At 70.4% G+C, this 19453-nt stretch carries 15 protein-coding genes and 1 pseudogene; 7 read left to right on the top strand and 9 right to left on the bottom strand.

What is annotated here, in order from left to right:
- Positions 1-154 precede the first annotated feature (154 nt).
- Complete coding sequence (locus ACLIN4_RS34160; RefSeq protein WP_107476060.1) at positions 155-715, top strand: DUF6328 family protein; 561 nt, start codon at positions 155-157, stop codon at positions 713-715.
- Between the two features lie 520 nt (positions 716-1235).
- Here the strand turns inward: ACLIN4_RS34160 and ACLIN4_RS34155 are convergent.
- From ACLIN4_RS34155 to ACLIN4_RS34145, 3 genes are all read right to left on the bottom strand, one after another.
- Positions 1236-3593 (bottom strand): Orn/Lys/Arg decarboxylase N-terminal domain-containing protein, encoded by a 2358-nt coding sequence (locus tag ACLIN4_RS34155; protein WP_373420250.1) that lies wholly within the window; start codon positions 3591-3593, stop codon positions 1236-1238.
- 341 nt (positions 3594-3934) lie between these two features.
- Entirely contained in the window at positions 3935-4468 is a 534-nt protein-coding gene (locus tag ACLIN4_RS34150; protein ID WP_107476062.1) for a 2'-5' RNA ligase family protein, read from the bottom strand.
- Between the two features lie 50 nt (positions 4469-4518).
- Positions 4519-5118 (bottom strand): TetR/AcrR family transcriptional regulator, encoded by a 600-nt coding sequence (locus ACLIN4_RS34145; protein WP_107476063.1) that lies wholly within the window; start codon positions 5116-5118, stop codon positions 4519-4521.
- 116 nt (positions 5119-5234) lie between these two features.
- On the opposite strand from ACLIN4_RS34145, the gene ACLIN4_RS34140 reads away from it, so the two are divergent.
- The 3 genes from ACLIN4_RS34140 (at position 5235) to ACLIN4_RS34130 (ending at position 7085) form a co-directional block, all read left to right on the top strand.
- Entirely contained in the window at positions 5235-6056 is an 822-nt protein-coding gene (locus ACLIN4_RS34140; protein WP_289908248.1) for an SDR family NAD(P)-dependent oxidoreductase, read from the top strand.
- Positions 6057-6100: 44 nt separating this feature from the next.
- Positions 6101-6205 carry a helicase associated domain-containing protein gene (locus ACLIN4_RS34135; RefSeq protein WP_290013546.1) on the top strand — a complete coding sequence of 35 codons (105 nt, stop codon included), beginning with the start codon at positions 6101-6103 and terminating at the stop codon, positions 6203-6205.
- 568 nt (positions 6206-6773) lie between these two features.
- Positions 6774-7085: a hypothetical protein gene (locus tag ACLIN4_RS34130; protein ID WP_179342228.1), complete on the top strand. Its 312-nt coding sequence runs from the start codon at positions 6774-6776 to the stop codon at positions 7083-7085.
- A gap of 172 nt (positions 7086-7257) precedes the next feature.
- On the opposite strand, the gene ACLIN4_RS34125 is transcribed toward ACLIN4_RS34130, so the two are convergent.
- Positions 7258-8058: a class I SAM-dependent methyltransferase gene (locus ACLIN4_RS34125; protein ID WP_381912086.1), complete on the bottom strand. Its 801-nt coding sequence runs from the start codon at positions 8056-8058 to the stop codon at positions 7258-7260.
- A gap of 605 nt (positions 8059-8663) precedes the next feature.
- Here ACLIN4_RS34125 and ACLIN4_RS34120 point away from each other — a divergent pair.
- A complete protein-coding gene (locus ACLIN4_RS34120; RefSeq protein ID WP_411576537.1) occupies positions 8664-12389 on the top strand; it encodes a tetratricopeptide repeat protein in 3726 nt (1241 codons plus the stop codon).
- 272 nt (positions 12390-12661) lie between these two features.
- Here the strand turns inward: ACLIN4_RS34120 and ACLIN4_RS34115 are convergent, their stop codons facing one another.
- Genes ACLIN4_RS34115 through ACLIN4_RS34105 form a run of 3 tightly spaced genes read right to left on the bottom strand, consistent with a single transcriptional unit; the run spans position 12662 to position 15486 of the window.
- Positions 12662-13354 carry a response regulator gene (locus ACLIN4_RS34115; protein WP_107476065.1) on the bottom strand — a complete coding sequence of 231 codons (693 nt, stop codon included), beginning with the start codon at positions 13352-13354 and terminating at the stop codon, positions 12662-12664.
- Positions 13355-13359: 5 nt separating this feature from the next.
- On the bottom strand, positions 13360-14580 hold the full coding sequence (locus ACLIN4_RS34110) for a sensor histidine kinase (RefSeq protein WP_290012640.1): 1221 nt from the start codon (positions 14578-14580) through the stop codon (positions 13360-13362).
- Between the two features lie 27 nt (positions 14581-14607).
- The gene (locus ACLIN4_RS34105) at positions 14608-15486 is read right to left on the bottom strand and encodes a CPBP family intramembrane glutamic endopeptidase (RefSeq protein WP_107476066.1); all 879 of its coding nucleotides are present in this window, start codon (positions 15484-15486) and stop codon (positions 14608-14610) included.
- 318 nt (positions 15487-15804) lie between these two features.
- Here ACLIN4_RS34105 and ACLIN4_RS34100 point away from each other — a divergent pair, with 318 nt between their 5' ends.
- On the top strand, positions 15805-17370 hold the full coding sequence (locus ACLIN4_RS34100; RefSeq protein ID WP_290012641.1) for an alpha/beta hydrolase: 1566 nt from the start codon (positions 15805-15807) through the stop codon (positions 17368-17370).
- Positions 17371-17585: 215 nt separating this feature from the next.
- On the opposite strand, the pseudogene ACLIN4_RS34095 reads toward ACLIN4_RS34100, so the two are convergent.
- Both ACLIN4_RS34095 and ACLIN4_RS34090 read right to left on the bottom strand, forming a co-directional pair.
- Positions 17586-17915, bottom strand: a pseudogene (locus ACLIN4_RS34095) (nuclear transport factor 2 family protein); the annotation flags it as partial.
- Between the two features lie 322 nt (positions 17916-18237).
- Positions 18238-18663, bottom strand: coding sequence for a contact-dependent growth inhibition system immunity protein (locus ACLIN4_RS34090; protein WP_290012642.1), 426 nt, complete (start codon positions 18661-18663; stop codon positions 18238-18240).
- Positions 18664-18879: 216 nt separating this feature from the next.
- On the opposite strand from ACLIN4_RS34090, the gene ACLIN4_RS34085 reads away from it, so the two are divergent.
- Entirely contained in the window at positions 18880-19425 is a 546-nt protein-coding gene (locus ACLIN4_RS34085; protein WP_107476084.1) for an MOSC domain-containing protein, read from the top strand.
- Positions 19426-19453: the final 28 nt, after the last annotated feature.

The raw sequence follows: 19453 nt of genomic DNA, 5'->3' as shown, positions 1-19453 counted from the left end.
CGGTGGAGAGCCGGTGTCCGGGCGCCATGGGTGTCCGCCACCGGTTCACGCGGACACTTGCAGAGTCCCCACGGAAGAATCGTCAGGTGCCTTCTGCATGTGAACGGCTTCAACGGGCACATGCACGTTCCATGACGGGAGGGGAACGACGAACATGACGACTGAGCCGATCACGTGGTCGGAGGCGAAGCCCGGCAGTTGCGGCGCGTGCGCAGGACACGGCACCGAGTCCCCGGACGAGGTGCCGGAGACGCCGCGCGAGCGCGTCAACCGGAGGTGGAACGAGATCATGCAGGAGACGCGCGTCGCTCAGACGGGCGTCCAGATCCTTTTCGGCTTCCTGCTCAGCGTCGCCTTCACACCTCTCTTCCACGACCTGGGAACGTTCGAGCACGCCGCCTACGTCCTCACCGTGGTCTCGGGTGCCACGGCCACCGCCTGCCTGATCGCCCCGGTCTCCATCCACCGCTTCCTTTCGGGGCAGCGGATGAAGGACGAGATGGTGGAGGTGGCGCATCGCCTGATGATGTGCGGCATGCTCCTGATGGCCGTGACCATCGGGTGCACGCTCCTCCTGATCCTTCACGTGGTGGTGCCGGGGCTCCTGGCGAAAGTGCTCGTGGGCGGCGTCATGGCCTGGTTCGCCCTGTCGTGGTACGCCCTTCCCCTGTGGCTCCGCCGCCGGTCCGCCCGGCGCGCAACCCGGGAGGAGTGAACCGTCAGCGCGTCGAAGGACGTACACCGTCTGCTGAACGCGCCGGCCGCCTCCATCACCGCCCGCTGCCCCGTCGGCTACGGGCCCGCCGCAGTCGTCGACCGGCGCGGCCTTCGCTCCGCCCGGGACGACAGCGGTGAGACGCCGTTCCGATCACCTACGGCGCCCTCCGCTCCGTCCTGAACGGCGCATACCGGCCCCCTGCCGCAGTGATCACCGGGCACCGTCCTTCGCAGCGCCCTGCCCGGCCGCCACGGTCTTCATTCCCGCCGCCACGGAGGGTCCCCGACGCTCCAGGGCGATTCCCGCGTCGGGTGGCCTCCCGGCAGGTCTCGGGCCCGGCGGGACGGGAGGGGATGCCGCGCAGAAGACCCTCGAAGCCGCGGAGCCAGCCCCTCGGCGACGCCGTTACGCAGATCAACTGGGCCGCGGCGTGAGCGAGCGGGCCAGCCGCTCAAGGGAGCGACCAGGCTGTGCTCGACGTGGTCCGGGCGCCTGCCCGGCGGAAGCGCCTGCAGTCTCAGCCCACGGCCCTGACGCCCTCCTCCCCCCGCCGTTGCGTCGGCGTCATGGCCCGGGCCGGGCCCTCCTGGTCATCCGGCCGCAGGCACTCGATCAGGTAGTCGCCGGTGTCGGGGACGCGGGTCACCCCGTGGGTCTCGCTGCCGAAGCCGGGGAAGCTCCGGTCGAAGGACTCCAGGGCCGTGAGGTAGCGGAGGAGAGGCCCGTCCTCGGGTCCGACGCTCTCGCCCGGCATGAGGACCGGGATGCCGGGCGGTGTCACGGTGACCATCGCCGCGGCGACCCGGCCCGGCGCGTCCGCCAGGCGGACACGTTCCGTACCGCCACGGACCAGGCGCTGGTAGCAGTGCTGAGGCGGAGCGACCGGGTCCGGGAGTTGCTGGAAGGCCGTGTCGAGGAGTTCGACCAGGCGGGCCCGGCGCAGGTGGTCGTGCATCTCCTGACACAGGTCCCGCAGACCCCGCCCCGAGTAGCGGCTCGAGTGCTGGGCGACCAGCGCGGGCAGCACGCGGTCGAGCGGCGCGTCGTCGTCGTAGAGGTCCTTGAAGTCCATCAGGGCGTCCAGCAGAGTGCCCCACTTGCCCTTGGTGATGCCCATGGAGAACAGCACCAGCGTCGTGTAGCTGTCGGTCTTCTCCACGACGATGCCGCGTGTGGTCAGGTAGGCGGTCAGCACCCGGGCGGGGATGCCCCAGTCGCCCATCTCGCCGGTCGCGTCGAGCCCCGGGCAGGTCAGGGTGACCTTGATCGGGTCGAGCATGCAGTAGCCGTCGGTCAGGCCCGGGAAGCCGTGCCAGTCGGCATCGGGCGCCAGGTGCCAGCAGGAGGGCTCGGTCCGCAGCAGGTCCGCCGGAGCCTCGTCGAAGGGCAGCCGCGCCCCGCTCTCGGGGTCGGTCACCTCGGTCGGCTGCCACACTCCGAAGAACCAGGCCGGCCGGTCCCCGGCGGCCTCGATCCGACGTCCGATCCGGACCATCTCCTGGCGGAACCGGACCGCCTCCGACACCGCCTCGTCGACCAGCCACTGGCCTTGCGGACCGTCCATCATCGCCGTGGCCACGTCCAGCGAGGCGATCATCGGATACAGCGGTGAGGTCGTACCGTGCATCATCAACGCCTCGTTGAACCGGTCGTGGTCCACCGGCGCCCGCGGCGCCGGCCGCACGTGCACCATGGCTCCCTGGGACAACGCCGCCAACAGCTTGTGCGTGGACTGGGTCGCGAACACCGTCGGCCGATCGGCCCCCGGGAAGGCGCTCGCGTCGACCGACATGCCGTAGCGCCCCTTGTAGAGCGGATGAAAGCGGGCGTAGGCGAACCACGCCTCGTCGAAGTGGAGCCGGGGCGTGCTCGCCGCGAACGCCCGGGCTGCCGTCACCGCGTCGTAACAGAGTCCGTCGTACGTGGAGTTGGTGAACACCGCGTACTGGGCACGCGCCGACACCGCGTCCGCCGTGAGGGGACTCTGCGCGCTCCGCGCCGCGACCGAATCCGCCGCGATCTCGGCCGGTGGCAGCGGTCCGGCGAGACCGTAGCCGTTGCGGGTGGGGACCAGGTACACCGGCCGCGCGCCGGAGACGACCAGGCCGTGCAGGACGGACTTGTGGCAGTTGCGGTCCACCAGGGCGATCTCGTCGCGGGTCACGCTGAAGTGGCCGACCAGACGGTTGCAGGTGGAGTCGCCGTGCAGGACGAAGTACGTCTGATCGGAGCCGAAGATCCGCGCGGCGTTGCGCTCGGCCTCACCGATCGGACCGGTGTGCTCGAACAGCGAGCCGAGTTCCTCCACCGAGATCGACAGGTCGCTGCGCAGCAGCCGTTCCCCGAAGTAGTCGTGGAAGGCGCGGCCCACGGGCGACTTGAGGAAGGCGACACCGCCGGAGTGCGCCGGGGTGTGCCACGAGTACTCGTGGGCGTCGTCGAAACGTCGCAACGCCTTGAAGAACGGTGGAAGCAAGGCGTCCTGGTAGGCGCGCGCGGCGGTGGTGATCCGCCCCGCGACGAACGCCGGCGTGTCCTCCAGCGGCCATACGTAGCCCACCACGGACTGAGACACCCACAACGGCAGCTCGCGGAGCCCCTCGTCCTCCATGACGAGGAACACCGGCAGGTGCTGGAACCGGCACCCGATCCGGCGCAGTACCGTGGCTCCGCCCGGGCCGTCATCCGCTGCGGGCGGCAGGTCCCAGGCGACCACCGCGGCGGCCAGACCGGCCTCCGTCCTGAGCACCGCCTCCGCTTCGGAGGCACTCCTCACCCAGCGGACCTGTAAGCCGCTCGTCCGGATCCCGTCGGCGACGCGCGCCAACTGTCCGGCGGCACCTGCGCCCTCCGGGTGCTCAGCCACCGCCACCATGATGATGCCGTCGGTCACGCCCGTCCCCCTCGTGTGATGCCCTGCCGGTTCCCGGCCAGTGTCCTCGCCCTGAGGACGCGCCGATCTCCCGACGGCGCCCAAACCACCCCCCAGGGGCACAGCACGGATCGATCCTTGACTCGCCGGCTGCTCCACGGCCGGGGCGTCCCGGCAGTCCTCGATCGCGTGCGACGGCCAGCCGTTCCGGGCGCTCGCGGCCTCGGCGGTCCTCAGTCCTACTGCATCGTGGCGGCCATGGATCAGCCCCGTGGGTACGTCTGTCCGGGAGAGATCGCCGGCGTGAAGCACCGACGCGCTGCCGACCGGTGGCGGCAGTTCGTTCAGAGGCGGGGTCCCAGCACTTCCAAGGCACCGGTCACGGTGTCGTAGCTGCGCAGGGTGGTGAGTCGGGCCGACAAGGGCGGCGCCGGCAGCAGGCCGGGGACGTGCCGGCCGGCGAACGCACCCGCCCGCCGGGTTCGGCCGAGGGTGATGTGCGGGTTCCAGTCCCGAGGGCTGTGGAACGGACTGAGCGATCCCGGTGGGCTGTCCGAAGCCACCGCTTCCCACACCCGGCGATGCAGGGACGCCAGCGCGGAGTCGAGCTCCAGAGACCAGGCCAGCACCGAGGTGGGACGCTCGAAGCGGACCGTGCCGGCGAACCGTACGGGCAGTGGCAGGTCGGCGGCCGCCTCTGCGAGTTCCCAACGGATCGGGGCGGTCAGCTCAGGGCAGGTGGCCAGCGTGAGGTGCGGTCTGTTGGTCGTTGAGGGGTGTCGCGCCTGGCTGGGCAGTCCCGCCTCCGCCAGCCGCCGCCAGGCGTCCCGGACATCGAACTCCGCCGCCTCATCCAGAAGAAGCTCCACCGTGCGCACCCACCGCAGCCTATCGGCGGCCGGGCGGCTTCTCGCGCTCTCCTCTTGGTTCAGGGGGCGAAGGCTTTGAGGGTCGCGTCGACGAGTGCGTCGGCGTAGGCAGCGGTCAGCGGGCCGCTGCGGTGCAGCCAGCGCTGGAAGAGGGGGGCGTAGAGCACTTCGAGGACCAGGTCGAGGTCGGCGGCGGAGTCGAGCTGGCCGGCCTTCTGGGCGCTGCGCAGTCTTGCTCTCTTCGCCTCCTCCAGCGGCTGGGCCACTTTGTCACGGTACTCGGCTGCCAGTGCGGCGTCGTTGGCGATTTCGGTGTTGAGGGCGCGGATGAGCCGGTCGAAGGGCGGGTTGGTGAACTCCTCCACGGTGGCGCGCATGACCAGCTTGAGGTCTGCTTCGAGGTCTCCTGTGTCGGGGAGCGTGAGCGATTGTCCGTCCGCGTCCTCGCTGAGAGCCAGTAGGGCGGCGAAGACGACGGCGCTCTTGGACGGCCAACGTCGGTAGATCGTCTGTTTGCCGACACCGGCACGGACGGCGATGGCTTCGACCGTGACCTTCTCGTACGGCTCTTCCGTGACCAGGGCACGGGTGGCCTCGAGGATTGCCTGCCGAGAGCGCTCCTTGCGCCGGGAGTGGTCCGGCCCCTTGTCGTTGGGCATGCGGACAGCCTACCCCTGTAACGAAACGAGACGAGCCGTATTGATAGGCCGCAGCAGAAGCACTAGACTAAAAACGAACCGAGACGAACCGTTTCATTTACTGAGAGTGAGATTCAGTGACAGGCGCACGAGTCTGGCTCATCACCGGCGCCTCCCGCGGGCTGGGCAGGGCCTTCGCCGAGGCTGCCCTGGCGGGCGGCGACCGCGTGGTGGCGGCCGCCCGCAACGTCGGCCCCCTGGAAGAGCTGACCGAGAAGTACCCCGGCCACCTGGTACCGCTTCCCTTGGACGTCGCCGACCGCCAGGCGGTGTTCAAGGGGGTGGAGCGAGCAGCAGCCGCGTTCGGCAGGCTGGACGTCGTGGTGAACAACGCCGGCGGGATGCTTTACGGCATGGTGGAGGAAGCCACGGAGGAGCAGATTCGGGCGCACTTGGACGTGAACTTCTTCGGCGCCGTGTGGGTGGCCCAGGCCGTCCTCCCGCACCTGCGCGCCCAGGGCGGGGGGCGTCTGCTGCAGGTCACCTCGATGGGCAGCGGCGGCGGCATGGCCACCGTCGGCTACTACGGCGCGGGCAAGGCCGCGCTGGACTCGGTGAGCGAGGCACTCGCGATGGAGGTCGAAGGGTTCGGCATCAAGGTCACCATCGTGCAGATGGGCGGCTACAACACCGGCCTGTTCACCGCCGGCACCACGAGCACCGAACCCATGGCGCAGTATCAGCCCCTGCGCACCGAGATGGAGGCGATGTGGGGCGACGCCGTCGCCCCGGAGCCGGACACCGCCGCCCCCGTCATCATGGAACTGGCCGCACTGCCGGACCCACCCCGGCGGCTGATCGTCGGCAGCCAGTCCTTCGACCACGTCCTGGAGATGGACCAGGCGCAAGCGGATCAGTACCGATCCTGGGAGCAACTCAGCCGTATGGCTCCGGGCTGATCGACCCCAGCCTGCCGATCTCGCCCCGCCCGGAACGAGACCGGGTGCTCAAGCTCGGCGCGTGGATCGGGAACCAGCGCAGCAGAGCCGCGACGCTCTCCCCGGAACGGATCGAGCAGCTCTCCGCCATCGGCATGCGATGGACGTGATGGGAGCCATCGTCGCCTCGGCCGGTGCGCTCGCGACCGGCCGGGGGCGTAAGGGGCGCGCCATGTGGCGTGCGTGCCGAGCCCGCACCGGGCAAGTTCCAGCCATGAGCGCGCGAGGTCGGCCGGGGCTTCGGGGAGGGGCCGGCCGGTCTTCGCCCGCCGAATCCCGGCGCCGGGCCACGGCTGTGCTCGCGGCCTTGTAGGCCCGGTCCCACTGGCCCACTCCCCGGCACCGCAGCGGGAGGTTCTGCCAGGCCCGGGCCGGCCCGGCGCATTACCGCGGCGGTCGCCTCCGGGGCGGTGTCGGCGTCTTCGACATGGATGCGCGGCAGGACCAGGTCGTGCCCTAGGTGCACGCCACCGCTGCGCGGGCGGATCGCGAGGGCATCGGGCCACTTGCGGAACGACGACGGCGGGGCCTCGCTGGTACCCCATACCGAAGACGCGCTTTGGCTGGCCCGGACGACAGATCCACGGGACAATGCCGAGTGACAAGCCGTCACCCACGTGGCGGCGACTGTGTCAGGTCCCGGGGGGTGCCGCTGTGTCGCGGGGATGGAAGATCACGGTGGCCGTGCTGGCGACGATCGGCGTCTTGTCCACACCGCTGGTCTGGCTTTTGGGCAGTCCTGGTGCGGGACAACTGGCCGGGGCCACGGTCCAGGCTGCTGTCGGCATCGCCGCCCTGGTCTGGACCTTGCTTCAGCGTCCGTCCGCTACCGGGCCCACGGACCAGGCCACCCGGACAGGAAATGCCAGCCGCGGCGGCATCACCGGAATCCGGCGGCCTGGTGGCAGGGGACGTGGCACGGCCACAGTGGAGCGGACGGGAGAGGCCAGTGGCGAGAACTCCGTCTCCGGCATCGACTACTCGAACTAAGGCCTGTCCGACGGGTCGAGTGAGCTGGTCAGGACGGCGCCCTGGCATGCGGCGCTGAACGATGGGCCGTATGTCACCCGATGCGGGCTGAAGCAGGCGGGGATGGCGGGGGTCGCGTTACGTGCCTGGCGCGCGAAACGCTCATGCTGCTCCGCACAGGTTCCGCCGACGGCTAGTGACCGGCTCCGGCCTTGACCGCTTTCGTGGCGAAGTAGCCGGAGAGCCAGCCGGCGGTGGCGTCCGAGTGGTGTGGTGCCTCGGCGAAGCCGGTGATGGCGAAGCCCGCCGCGATCTGCCCGCCGAGCTGCTCGGTGAGCGTATGGCTGTACTCCACCGGCGCGTCGAGGCCCCACAGCCGTTCCCGCTCGGCGGGCTCCAGGTGAGTGATGTCGCTGTAGGGCAGACTGTGGCGCACCACCAGCTCGCCGCGCGCCTCCAACGACTCGGCGTCGAAGAGGTAGACGTCCGGGTTGAGGAAACCGGACAGCAGCGTCCCGCCGGGGCGCAGCACGCGGTGGCACTCACGCCAGACCGGCTCCAGCTCCGGGATGAACAGGTTGGAGACCGGGTGGAGGACGAGGTCGAACGAGGCGCCCGGGCACGTACTCAGGTCGCGCGCGTCGCCGAGCACGGTGCGCAGGTCGAGCCCCTCCCGCGCCGCCACCACCTCGTCCTGCGCCAGCTGGCGGGGCGAGTTGTCGAAGACGGTCACCCTCGCGCCCGCCGCGGCCAGCACCGGGCCCTGCTGCCCGCCACCGGAGGCGAGGCAGAGCACGTCGCAACCGGCGATCTCCGGCGGGAACCAGGTCGGATCGACCGGCTCGTACCCGATCAGGACGACGGACCACTGGCCGGCCCGCGCCTTCGCGATCGCCTCGGGGCTGACCGGACGTGACCACTCGTTGCCCTCCTCCACCTCGCGGTCCCAGGCGAGGCGGTTGTGCGCGACGGGGTCGACGGGAGTCTGGCTCATGCGCCGTACCCTAGTTGCCGCACCGCGCACGGTGTGCCGATGGCGGCATCGAAGGTGCCGCTGATCCGGTCGAGGAGTTCTCCGTGCTGTTCGTGCCGGGGGTCGGTGAACGCGGCGAGGAAGTTCGCGTAGCCCGGGGCCGCCGCAATCCTCGGACGGGCAGGCTCGACGGCCGATCAGGCAGCGCGGATGCGGTGCGAGGGCGGGGGAAGCGCGGGGTGGAGGGGAAGGGCTGGCCCGGGCGGCACGCGCCTGCCGGCGCGAGGCCGTGAGAACGGCCCAGTCACGGTTTTCCGGAAACACCGAGCGGCCGGGGCCGCAGGCCATAGCGTGAGCGTATCGACTGGACCTCCTGACCGGCCGGACCGCCGGAAGGAAGGCGTTCGAAGACCAAGCGGGAGGCAAGCCGGGTGGTCAGATGGGGCAAGCGTCGGCGGGGCATCGGGAAAGCGGCCGACGCGACGACCAGTGTCAGCGACACCGGGGACGCCACGGCCGGGCCGGGCGCCACCTCGGTCACCGGATATGTGGGAGCCGAGCGAGGCGACGCCGCCGGCCCTGTGCACGTGTCGGGAACGGGGAACGCCCAGGCGGGTCCGGGTGGTTTGGCGAGCACCGGCCCGATCATCGGCTCCCAGATCAACATCGGCCCAGGACGCCCCTACCGGCTCGAGCGGTTCTCCTTCGCGCCGGCGGTGGACGACCAGGCCCTCCCCAGCGTGTTCGGCGACCAGCCCAGCAGGCTGCTCGACGCACGCAGTCAGATCGTCCCGTTCAGCGGCCGTCATGAGGAACTGGCCGCCCTGGCCGAGTGGCGCGACGCCGGGACGGCACCGCTGTCTGCCCTGCTGCTCCACGGCCCGGGCGGTGAGGGGAAGACCCGACTGTCGGCGAGGTTCGCCGAGCTGTCCGCCGAGGCCGGGTGGCAGGTGGTCGAGGCATGCCACCGCGACAGCCCTCGGCCCCGTCAGGAGGAACCGGTCCCGGCCGAGGGCCGGGGACTGCTGGTGATCGTGGACTACGCCGACCGCTGGGCGCATCCGGAACTGGTCGAGCTGTTCCGTGACCCGCTGCTGGCCGGTCCGGCCGCCCGGGTGCTGCTGATCGGCCGGACCGTGCAGTGGTGGGCCGCGATACGCGGCGAGCTGCGGTCCGTCGGTGCCACGGTCGCGGACCTGCCGCTGCGTGAGTTCGCCGCCGGTGTTCAGGATCGCGAGCGGGCGTTCGTGGCGGCACGCGACCGCTTCGGTGCCGTTCTGGGGGTGAGCGAGCCGATCACCGAGGTCGTGCGGGGGCTCGACACCCCGCCCTACGCGCAGGTGCTGACGCTTCACATGGCCGCCTTGGTCACGGCGCTCGCCGCCGGCCGGCCCGGCAGCCCCGTACCGGACAGCGTCGAGGAGATCGCCGCGTACCTGCTGGACCGTGAGCGCATGGGCTGGCGCCGGCTGTACGGGTCGCGGCTGGCGGGAGAGGAGTTCGACACGCCGCCGACGGTGATGGCCCGTGCCGTGTTCACCGCGGTGCTCGCAGGACCGGCATCGCACGCGGAAGGTGTCGACCGGCTGGATGGACTCGGGCTGCGGGCGGCCGACCGTGTCGTGACGGACCACCGGTTCTGCTACCCGCCCCTGGACCGCGCCCAGGTGCTCGAGCCGCTCCGTCCCGACCGGCTGGCCGAGGACTTGGTCGCCCTCCTGATGCCCGGCCACGACGTCTCCGGTTACGACCCGGACCCGTGGACCGCGTCCGTGGCCCGGACTCTGCTGGCCGCCGACCGACCCGACATGCCGGTTCCCGCCTTCGCGGACCGGGCGGTCACCGTGCTGGCCTCTGCCGCGGACCGCTGGCCGCACGTCGGAGCCGAACTCGGCAGCCTGATCCGGCAGCGGCCGGAGATCGCCGTCGGGGCGGGCAGCGCCGCGCTGGTCGCGCTCAGCCACGCCAGGTACGTGGACACAGACGTGCTCCTGGGAGTCGAGATGCGGCTCCCCCAGCAGCGCCACGCCGACCTCGACGTCGGCGCGGCCGCGGTGACCGAGCGGCTGGTGCGCGAGCGGGTGGACGACACGACCCGCTTGCAGGACGCGGCGTCCTGGTACGCGCGGCTCGGCGTACGTCTGGCCCACGCCGGCCGCAAGAACGAGGCTGTCCGCGCCAACCACAAGGCCCTCGCCGCCCTGCACCGGCTCGACGAGCTCGACCCGCGGACGTACGGCACACATGTGGCACTGTGTCTGATGGACATCGGCGGCTACCAGTCCGACCTCGGACGGCACAAGGAAGCCGTGGGTTTCACACGGCGGGCGATCGAACTGCTGCGCAAGCGGGTCGAGGAAGGGTGCCGTGAGGCCCGCCCCCAACTGGCCCTGGCCCTTGCCAACTTCGGGAACCAGTTGCAGAACACCGGGCAGCGGGGCAACGCGGTCGAAGCCGCCCGGGAATCCGTCGCGCGGTATCGCGAGTTGGCGGGGAGCGACTTGGCGGACCCGCCCCGTCTCGCCTTCGCGCTGTGCGGTCTGGGTACCCGCCTCATGGCAGCCGGCCGGAACGAGGACGCCCTCACGGCACTCGTCGAGAGCGTGGCCAGGTACCGCGAGTTGGTGGCTGCCGCTCCGCAGACGCATCTGCCCGGCCTGGCACGAGCCCTCACCAACCTGGGGACCGCCCAGCAGCGCCTCGGGCAAAGCGGTGAGGCGGTCCGGTCCGCCGAGGAATCCGTGCGCATCCGCCGAGACCTGGTCGAACTCAACGGCCAGGCCCACACCGCCGACCTCGCCACCTCGCTGCTGAACTACGCGGGCCGGCTCGCCGACGTCGAGGAGGACGAGGAGGCGGTCGCCAGAGCCGAGGAGGCCGTGAAGCTGGCCAGGCGGCTGTGGAGGACCGACCGGCTCGCCCACGAGGCCCTGCTGGCGAACGCGCTGGCGAGCCAGGGAGCCGTCCTCGCGCGCGCGGGCCTGGGCGGCGCGGTGGCGTCTCTGCGTGAGGCCATCACGCTCTACGAGCGGCTGGTCGTCGTCGATGACGGACACCGGACCGCGTTGCACACGGCCAGGCACAACCTCCGGGCCCTGAAGGCGGACAACGGACCGGACGGCGCCTTCGCGACCGAGGCCGAACCGGACGACGAAGCCGTGAACACCTACAACGAGGGTGTCCGTCTCGCCAGGGCCGGAAGCCGCGAACAGGCGCGGGAGTGTTACCGGCGCGCAGCCGAAGCGGGGCTCCCCCAGGCCATGTTCAACCTCGGGAACATGTGCTGGGAGGGCGGTAATGCGGCCGACGCGAAACTCTGGTGGACCCGGGCCGTCGCCGCCGGCAGCCTGGAGGGCTGCTTCAACCTGGGCGTACTGCACTGGAGGCAGGGCGACCGGGACATGGCCCGCCACTGGTTCCGCCGGGGTGCCGAGGCCGGCGCGACGAACGCCATGACGTCCCTGGGCGCGGCACTGTGGAGTGACGGCGATCTCACCGCTGCCGAACGCTGGTTCCGTGCCGCGGCCGAGGCGGGCGATCCCGACGGCGACCACCGGCTGGGGCTGCTGCTGGATGAGCAAGGCCGACACGACGAGGCCGGAGCCAGATTCGAGCGGGCGGCCGAGGCGGGGCACGCCGAGGCCGCCGGGTCCCTGGCCGACCATCGCATGCGGCACGGCCGGCTCACCGACGCACACCGCTGGTGGCGGCTCGACCAGGTACGGCAGGACCCTCCGCCTCCGTCCCGGTCGGAGTCCGATCCCGTGACCGAGCCGGGTCGCGCCCATCCCCTGGTGGACGCCGCCTCGGACCAGGGCATCCCCGTCCTGTCCCTGCAGCCGGACCAGATGGTGGAGCTCGCGGGCTCGATCCTCGACGGGCAAGTGGCGAAGCTGGTCGGTGAAGGCCGCCTCGAGGAGGCAGTCGCCCTGTACCAGGAGCAGGCGGCAGGGTACCGACGGCTGCTGTCTTCCGGCGCGGAGGGCCGTCTGCCGCTCAGCGCCGCGATGACATACCGCCTGCTCCAGCAGCACGCGACGTACCTTGCCGCCATGGCGCCCCTCGAACAGGCACTGGGACGCGTCGACCAAGCCTTGGCTCACAGCGAGGAGGCCGTGACGGCCTTGGGCGCGCTCGCCGCGCGCGGCGGTGACCTGTTGCCTCACGCCTGGGCCCAGTACGTGTTCGCCGCGATCCGTGCCGACGCCGAAACCGACACCGAGCGGGCGCTCCGGGCGGTCGACGAGGCGATCCAGGTATTCGGCCGGCCGGATCACGCATCACATGAGCAGACGCTGCAACAGCTGTCCAAGGCACTCGCCGTGAAGGCGGCCTTGCTTCGTCTGCACTGAAACCGGTCGTACTCACCGAGTCGGTGCCCAGCGGCGCGACCGACGCCTTCGCGACCGGCCCCGAGCCGCTGCGGGACCGGGGGGCACCGTGCGGGTGCGGACGGTCGGGGCCGACGTCGAGGTGGACCCTGGTCGGCAGAGGGGCCGATGCGGGAAGCTGCCGTGGGGGGAGGCCTGTCGGCATGCCACCGGCGCACCACCCCCAGCGCTGGAGCCCTCGCGGTTACGGATGTCCGCCAGCCGGTTCTGTACGGGGCACACGCGCAGGTCGGTCACGGTGTGCCGGGCACCAGTCCGACCCGGTACGCGAGGACGACGGCCTGGACGCGGTCGCGCAGGCCGAGTTTCGCCAGGATGCGCGACACGTAGGTCTTGACGGTCTCGGGCGTGATGAACATCGACGCGGCGATCTCCGCGTTCGACAGCCCCTCGGCGATCAGTTGGAGCACCTCCAGTTCGCGGCGGGTCAGCGCACGCACTACGTCTTGTCTGGCCGGCCGGGACGTGTCGGCCGGTCGCAGATGCTGGGCGAAGTGACCTATGAGGTGGCGGGTTACGGCGGGTGCCAGCAGGGCCTCGCCCCGGGCGACGGTCCGGATGCCGTTGACCAGCTCCGCCGGAGGCGCGTCCTTGAGGAGAAAGCCGCTCGCTCCGGCGCGCAACGCGTCGTAGACGTAGGCGTCGACGTTGAACGTGGTGACGACCAAGACCTTCGGTGCGCCTTCGGTATCGGGGCCGGCCAGTTGCCGTGTCGCCTGGATGCCGTCGAGCAGGGGCATCCGGATGTCCATCACGACCACGTCGGGGCGCAGTCGCCGCGCGGTCTCGACCGCCTCGTGGCCGTTCTCGGCCTCCCCGACGACCTCCATGTCGGGCTGCGCGGAGAAGATGGTGACGTAGCCGGTCCGCACCAGTGCCTGGTCGTCGCAGACGAGCACACGGATCGGTGGCGGCGCATCGCTCACGGGACTCACTCCTGTAGGGGTTTGGACGGGATCGTGGCACGGACCTCGAACCCGCCTCCGGGCCGGGGACCGGCCTCCAGTCCACCATCGAGCATCTGCACCCGTGCGCGCAGCCCGGCCAGCCCCCGTCCGCCCGAGGGACCCGGCTTCCGCTCGACCGGTGCGGCGGCAGGTCCGTCGGTGGTCACCACGATCTCGATGTGCTCGTCACCGTGCCGGAGCAGGACCCGTGTCGGCTTCCCCGCCGCGTACTTCAAGGCGTTGGTGAGCGCCTCCTGCACCACCCGGTACGCGGCCAGCTCCACGTCCACGCTCTGCGGCCGCCGCTCACCCTGCTCGCCGAACTCGACCGACTGACCCGACCTGCGGGCCTGCTCGACCAGGTCCCCCACCCGCCCGAGGGCGGGTGCCCGGCCCACACCCGCCGGGTCAGCGGACGCCGACTCGCCGGTCGCCTCCAGGACACCGAGCAGGTACCGCAGTTCCGTCAGCGCCCGACGGCCGGTGTCGCTGACGGCCGTCAGTCCCTGGCCGGCGCGTTCCGGCGCGGTCGTCAGCAGGAACTGCGCCGCGTCGGCCTGGACCACCATGGCCGTCACGTGATGGGTGACCACGTCGTGCAGCTCGCGGGCGATCCGCGCCCGCTCGGTGGCCGTGGCCACCTCGGCAGCCAGCCGCCGTCGCTTCGCCTCCTGTGTCCGCCGCGTGCGCACCGTACTTCCCACCAGCCAGGCCGCGGCCGGGGCCAGAGAGAACGCGAGGTAGTCCGGGAGCGAAAGCGGTGAGCCGAGGTGGTTCAGGACGACGGCCAGCACGGCGTAGCCCGCACTCGCCATGACGGCCAGGCCGTGGCGGAAGCGGACCTGGTGGGCCCCGGCGGAGTACAGCGCCAGGTACAGCCCCAGGCTCGCGAACGTCGTCGCGAAGCCCAGTGCCTGATGCACGGCGAACGCGCCCGCGACGACGGCCAGACAGGCTGCGGGCCACCTGCGGCGGACCGCCAGCGGCAGGCACTGGGCCAAGAGCAGCCCGGCACTCAGCCCGTTCGGCGGCCGCTCGGGCAGGTCTCCGATCTGCGCACCGAGGTTGGACAGGGTCGGCACGAAGGCCAGCAGGGTGAGCGTCAGGGCGAGGACGCCGTCCTTGAGAAGAGCGTCCCGCTCCAGCCACCGGTCGAACGGCGCACGGAGCAGCGGGTGGCTGCGCCAGGGTGTCTGACGTGACATCACTTCTGTTTCCTCCAGTCGCCTGTCTCAGCGGCTCGCGCGTCGGCGGGTCTTGATGCCACCGTTGCGGTGGGCGAGGACGAGCATCGAGACGGCGAGGGCCACGCCGACGAGGACGGGCACGATCGACGTCTCCAGGCCGAAGTCGCCGCCGTGCAGGAGGGTGGAGCCGTGGACGTCGACGGTGAACAGGCCCTCGGGGGTGTGTCCGGAGACCGGGATACCGAGCAGCTCCTGCGTGGTGTTCCAGGCGAAGTGCAGACCTACGACGAACCAGATGTTACGCCGCCACAGGAACGCGGCTCCGAGCAGGACGCCCGCTTCCAGAGCGATCGCCACTCCGCTCCACGCGTTCGCGCCCGGGGCGCCCAGGTGGGCGACACCGAAGAACAGCGAGGTGATCACGATGGCGGCCCCGCTGCCCCACAGCTTCTCCAGGGCCTGCAGGGCGAGACCGCGGAACATCAGCTCCTCGGTGACCGCCGCGCCGATCTGCACCGCGGCCGCGGGCCAGACGACCGACACGAAGCCGTCGCCCGCCCAGGAGAACGAGTAGCCTCCGAACGCGGTGACCACGAGGGCGGAGGCAAGGACGAAGCCCAGGCCGATCCCGCCGCCCAACAGCACCTCCCGGCCGGCCCCGGACCGGGCGATCTCCGGTGTGGAGCGTCGTGCCACACGGCGCATGACACAGCAGTACACAGCCACCGCGGCGACCGCCCCCAGCACCGGCACAGGGCCGGGACCGGTCGCCGTCAGCCCCGAGACCAGGCCGACGCCGACCATTCCCGCCAGCATCCAGCCCAGCGGAGTCCGCACGATCCGACCGAAGCGGCCGCCACCCCGGTCGCGGTCCTCGCCCGGGCCTGAGCCTGCGCTGTGTCGTACGGCGGACGTCGTGCCCATGGTGGCCTCCCCGGCAGTGGGTCACCCCTGCGGCGACCTGACGACCACACTAGGAATCCGCAGACGTCCACGAATCACCCCTGCATGGACAGCTCATGTAGCTCTCCCGGGGGATGCACCACCCGCCCACGCCCTTTCCGCCCGTTCCGCCACGGGACGCGGCCGAAGCACTGGGGGGCGCGGCTCAGGGTCCCCCGAGCGAGCTACCTGTTTCGTCCTCTCTGGGGTGACGTGCGCCACCGGGGATCTCTTGTTGACTCGAATCGTCAGCACAACGGCCGGACAAGGCCGACCAGCCCAGTAGCTAAGGACAACACCATGACCACGGCACGCAGTTCCGCGCAGCTCGGTTTCCCCAAAGGCCGCCGAATCGCCGCAGCTCTCCTGGTTTCCACGCTGGCAGGGACCGCACTGGCCGCGTGTGGCACCGACGCCAAGGACTCGCAACCGGCCAAGATCACCTGGGGCAAGTGCCCGCCCCTGGCCAAGGGACAAACGCGTGACCCCAACCTGGCCTGCGGGACGTTGGAGGTGCCACTCGACTACCGGAACCCGGACGGCACGAAGATCGACGTGGCCGTCTCCCGGCTGTCCACCGCACAGCCCGGGAAGCGACATGGCGTTCTGCTGCTGAACCCCGGCGGGCCGGCCCTGGGCGGTCTCGGCATGCCCGAAACCATGGCGTCCACACTGCCGAAGTCCGTGCTGGACCGCTACGACCTGATCGGTTTCGACCCGCGCGGCGTCGAACACAGCACCCCACAGAGTTGCGGTCTGAAGGACCCCAGCGTGTCCGGGCTCTTCCCCTATCCTGCCGAGGACGGCTCGATAACCAAGAACGTGGCCCTCGCCAAAGCCGACGCCAAGCAGTGCGCCGACACGGTGGGCGAGAACCTGCGGTACTACAGCACCGCCAACACCGCCCGCGACATGGACCGCATCCGACAGGCGCTCGGTGAGAAGAAGATCTCCTACTGGGGCCAGTCCTACGGCACCTACCTCGGCACCGTCTACCGCTCCCTCTTCCAGGACCACACCGACCGGATGGTCCTCGAAGGCAACGTCGACCCCACCAAGGTATGGGCCGACCAGGTGGCGGACACCTGGGGCAAGGGCATGGCCGACCGGTTCCCCGATGCCGCCCGCGTCGCCGCTGCCCAGGCAAGCACCCTCAAGCTGGGCACGAACGTCGAGGAGGTGACCCACAGCTACCTCACCCTCGCCGACCGGCTCGACCGCACGCCCGCAGCGATTCCCGGCGCATCGGTATCGCTGGACGGGCCGCTGCTGCGGAACATGACCTACGCCCTGCTTCAGCACAACGACACCCTTCCCGTACTCGCCAAGTTCTGGAAGGCCGCCGACAACCTGACCCACGGCAGCACCACGGCCGCCGACACCGCGGTTCTCAAGCAGGTGTTCGCCGACACACCGAAGCCCCCGGGCATCCCCGCGGACAACCAGGCCACCATGTTCATGGCTCTCACCTGCGGCGACGCCGAATGGCCGCACGACGTCGACGGCTACGCCGCCCGCACCACCGCCGACCGTGAGAAGTGGCCGCTCACCGCCGGCATGCCCGCCAACATCTGGGCATGCGCCTACTGGGACAAGCCGGCTGAGGCGATGGTCAAGGTCGTGGAGGGCGGCCCGCGCGACACCCTGATCCTGCAGAACCGCCGGGACAATGCCACCCCGTGGGAAGGCGGCGTCGGACTGCACAAGTCCCTCGGTGACGGCTCTGCCTTCGTCGGCGTCGACAACGGCGGGCACTACGTCTACGGCGAAGGCTCCGCCTGTGCCGACGAGGCCACCGTCGGCTTCCTGACCACCGGCCACCTGCCGGACGAGGACGTCTACTGCACCGACGTCACCCAGAAGTAGCCCGCCCGAACGCGGTACTTGCTTCCCCGTCCAGCCCGGCGCAGTTCTCGCCGGTGGAGCCCACGACAGCCTGCCCCCCCCAGCAGCCGGCGAGCCGACCGGTCAGGCCGGTTCACTTCGAACGCATGGCCGTTCTGAGCTGGCAGGCAGCGGGACAGGCCCGTGCTGAGGGTGCCCGTGTCCTCCGCGGCATCTTCGCGAATGGCCGGTGGTCTTCACGAGCCCTTCGCTCCGAATGCCTGCGCGACAGCCAGGCTGTCCTCGTAGACGTGGTGCCGGGTGACAAGGCCGCCCTCGACGGTGAGATGCAAAGCGAACCGAGCCTTGTAGGCACGTCCGGTGGGACGGGCGGTCTGCCGAATCTCGCCCAGCACGACTGCATCGCTTCCGTCGATCAGGATGCGCTCGACCTCAGTCGCTACTTGCTCCGGCACGTGGTTCTCGGCCAGCTCAGGATAGTGGGCGGCCGCGTCGGCCCGGGTAGACCGGTGACGGATCCACGGCGTGGCAGTACGGCCGTGCTCGGCCTCCGGCCAGTCGAGCTTTGGACGCAGGAGCCGATGACATGAGCCTCTCGAACTGGCAGCCGTTCTTCTCGGCGACGCGGCAGGAGGCCAAGTTGTCGACCTGATGCAGGAGTTCTAGGCACACCGGACCATTGGCTAGGAAGGCGTCGAAGGCCCCCAGGCGGTCAGCGTGTTCATGGCTCTCTGGGCCACGCCTCCTCTGCAAGCCTGTGCCACCGTCCAGTAGCGGACCTCTGCGGAAGGCTCACAGCACGCGCTCGCTGATGTGAAAGTGAAGACGCGAGCGGTCATCCGGTGGACCCCGATCCACGGACCGGCAAGGTCCGTGGATGGCCTGGGGTCAGTGGAGCGATTCAGGCCGGGCGACGAAGCGGGTGAGCTCCTCAGCGGCGCCGCGGGGCAGGACAGCCACCGCTGTGTCCGGCAAGGCCGTTATCACGGTGCGCAACCGCGTCCTGAGATCCGGGAACATGTCCCAGGCCGAAGCCGGGGCGTTCACAGCGGCAAGCAACAGGTCACCCTCGTAGAAATAGGCGTCAAGCATCGGCTCGTCAAGCAGCAAGCGCACTGCGAGCGGAAGCACGTAGGACAGTGCCACCTGCTGGGAGACGAGGGTACGTAGATCCGCCGGCCCGAGTTCTCCTAGCGCAACCCGCCGTAGCTCATGCACCCTGCGCACCAAACGGGTTGCGTCAGAGCCAGGAGGCGCCCAGGCAGGCGGGTCCAGCTCATCGAGCGTGCGGTCGAGGTGCAGCAGACGGTCCATAGGGTTCATTGTTGCTGGATCAGGAAGGGAATCTCCCACTCAGATCACTAGGAGCTGTCTCCTCCTTGGTGTTCAGTGACGGGACGGTGCCCGTCGGGTGCCGGACCTGACGTATCCGCCCGATGAGGTCACGCTCATTGCGTGCTTCCCGCACAGCGCTGGTTGCACCGCCCCTATGATCGACCGACCGCAGAACGACAACAGGTGGGGGGCGTGATGCCTGGTCAGGTGGCCGCAGTCAGCCGTAACGAGGTGTACTCGTTCAGCAAACCCAATCGCGACTCCATCACGTTGCTCACGGGGCTCGGAGTGGAAGGAGACGTTCACGCAGGTGAGACGATCCGTCACCAGTTCCGCATGACCTACGAGCCTGACCTGCCCAACCTGCGCCAGGTCCACCTGATGCACGAGGAACTCTTCGACGAACTCGCGCTCAAGGGCTTCGAGGTCTCCGCGGGTCAGCTCGGCGAGAACATCACCACGCGCGGGGTGGACCTGTTGGGCCTGCCCACCGGCGCTCGGCTCCATCTCGGGGAACATGTGGTGCTCGAGGTGACAGGACTGCGTAACCCTTGCTCGAAGATCAACGACTTCCGCAAGGGGCTGCTCGGTGAGGTCTTCGCCATGGACCCCTTGTCCGGCGAGTTCACCTTCAAGTGTGGCGTCATGGCTGTGGTCCGCCGTGGAGGGGCCGTGCGTCCCGACGATCCCATCCGGGTGGAGCCCCCGCCCCTCCCCCACCGCCCGCTGGAACGGGTCTGAGTTCATTTTCCGTGGCCACCGGCGTGCC

The sequence above is a fragment of the Streptomyces mutabilis genome (genome assembly GCF_046628145.1).
Lineage (GTDB): Bacteria > Actinomycetota > Actinomycetes > Streptomycetales > Streptomycetaceae > Streptomyces > Streptomyces mutabilis.
Note: the sequence above shows the minus strand (reverse complement) of the source record. Positions and strands in the feature narration are given on the sequence as shown.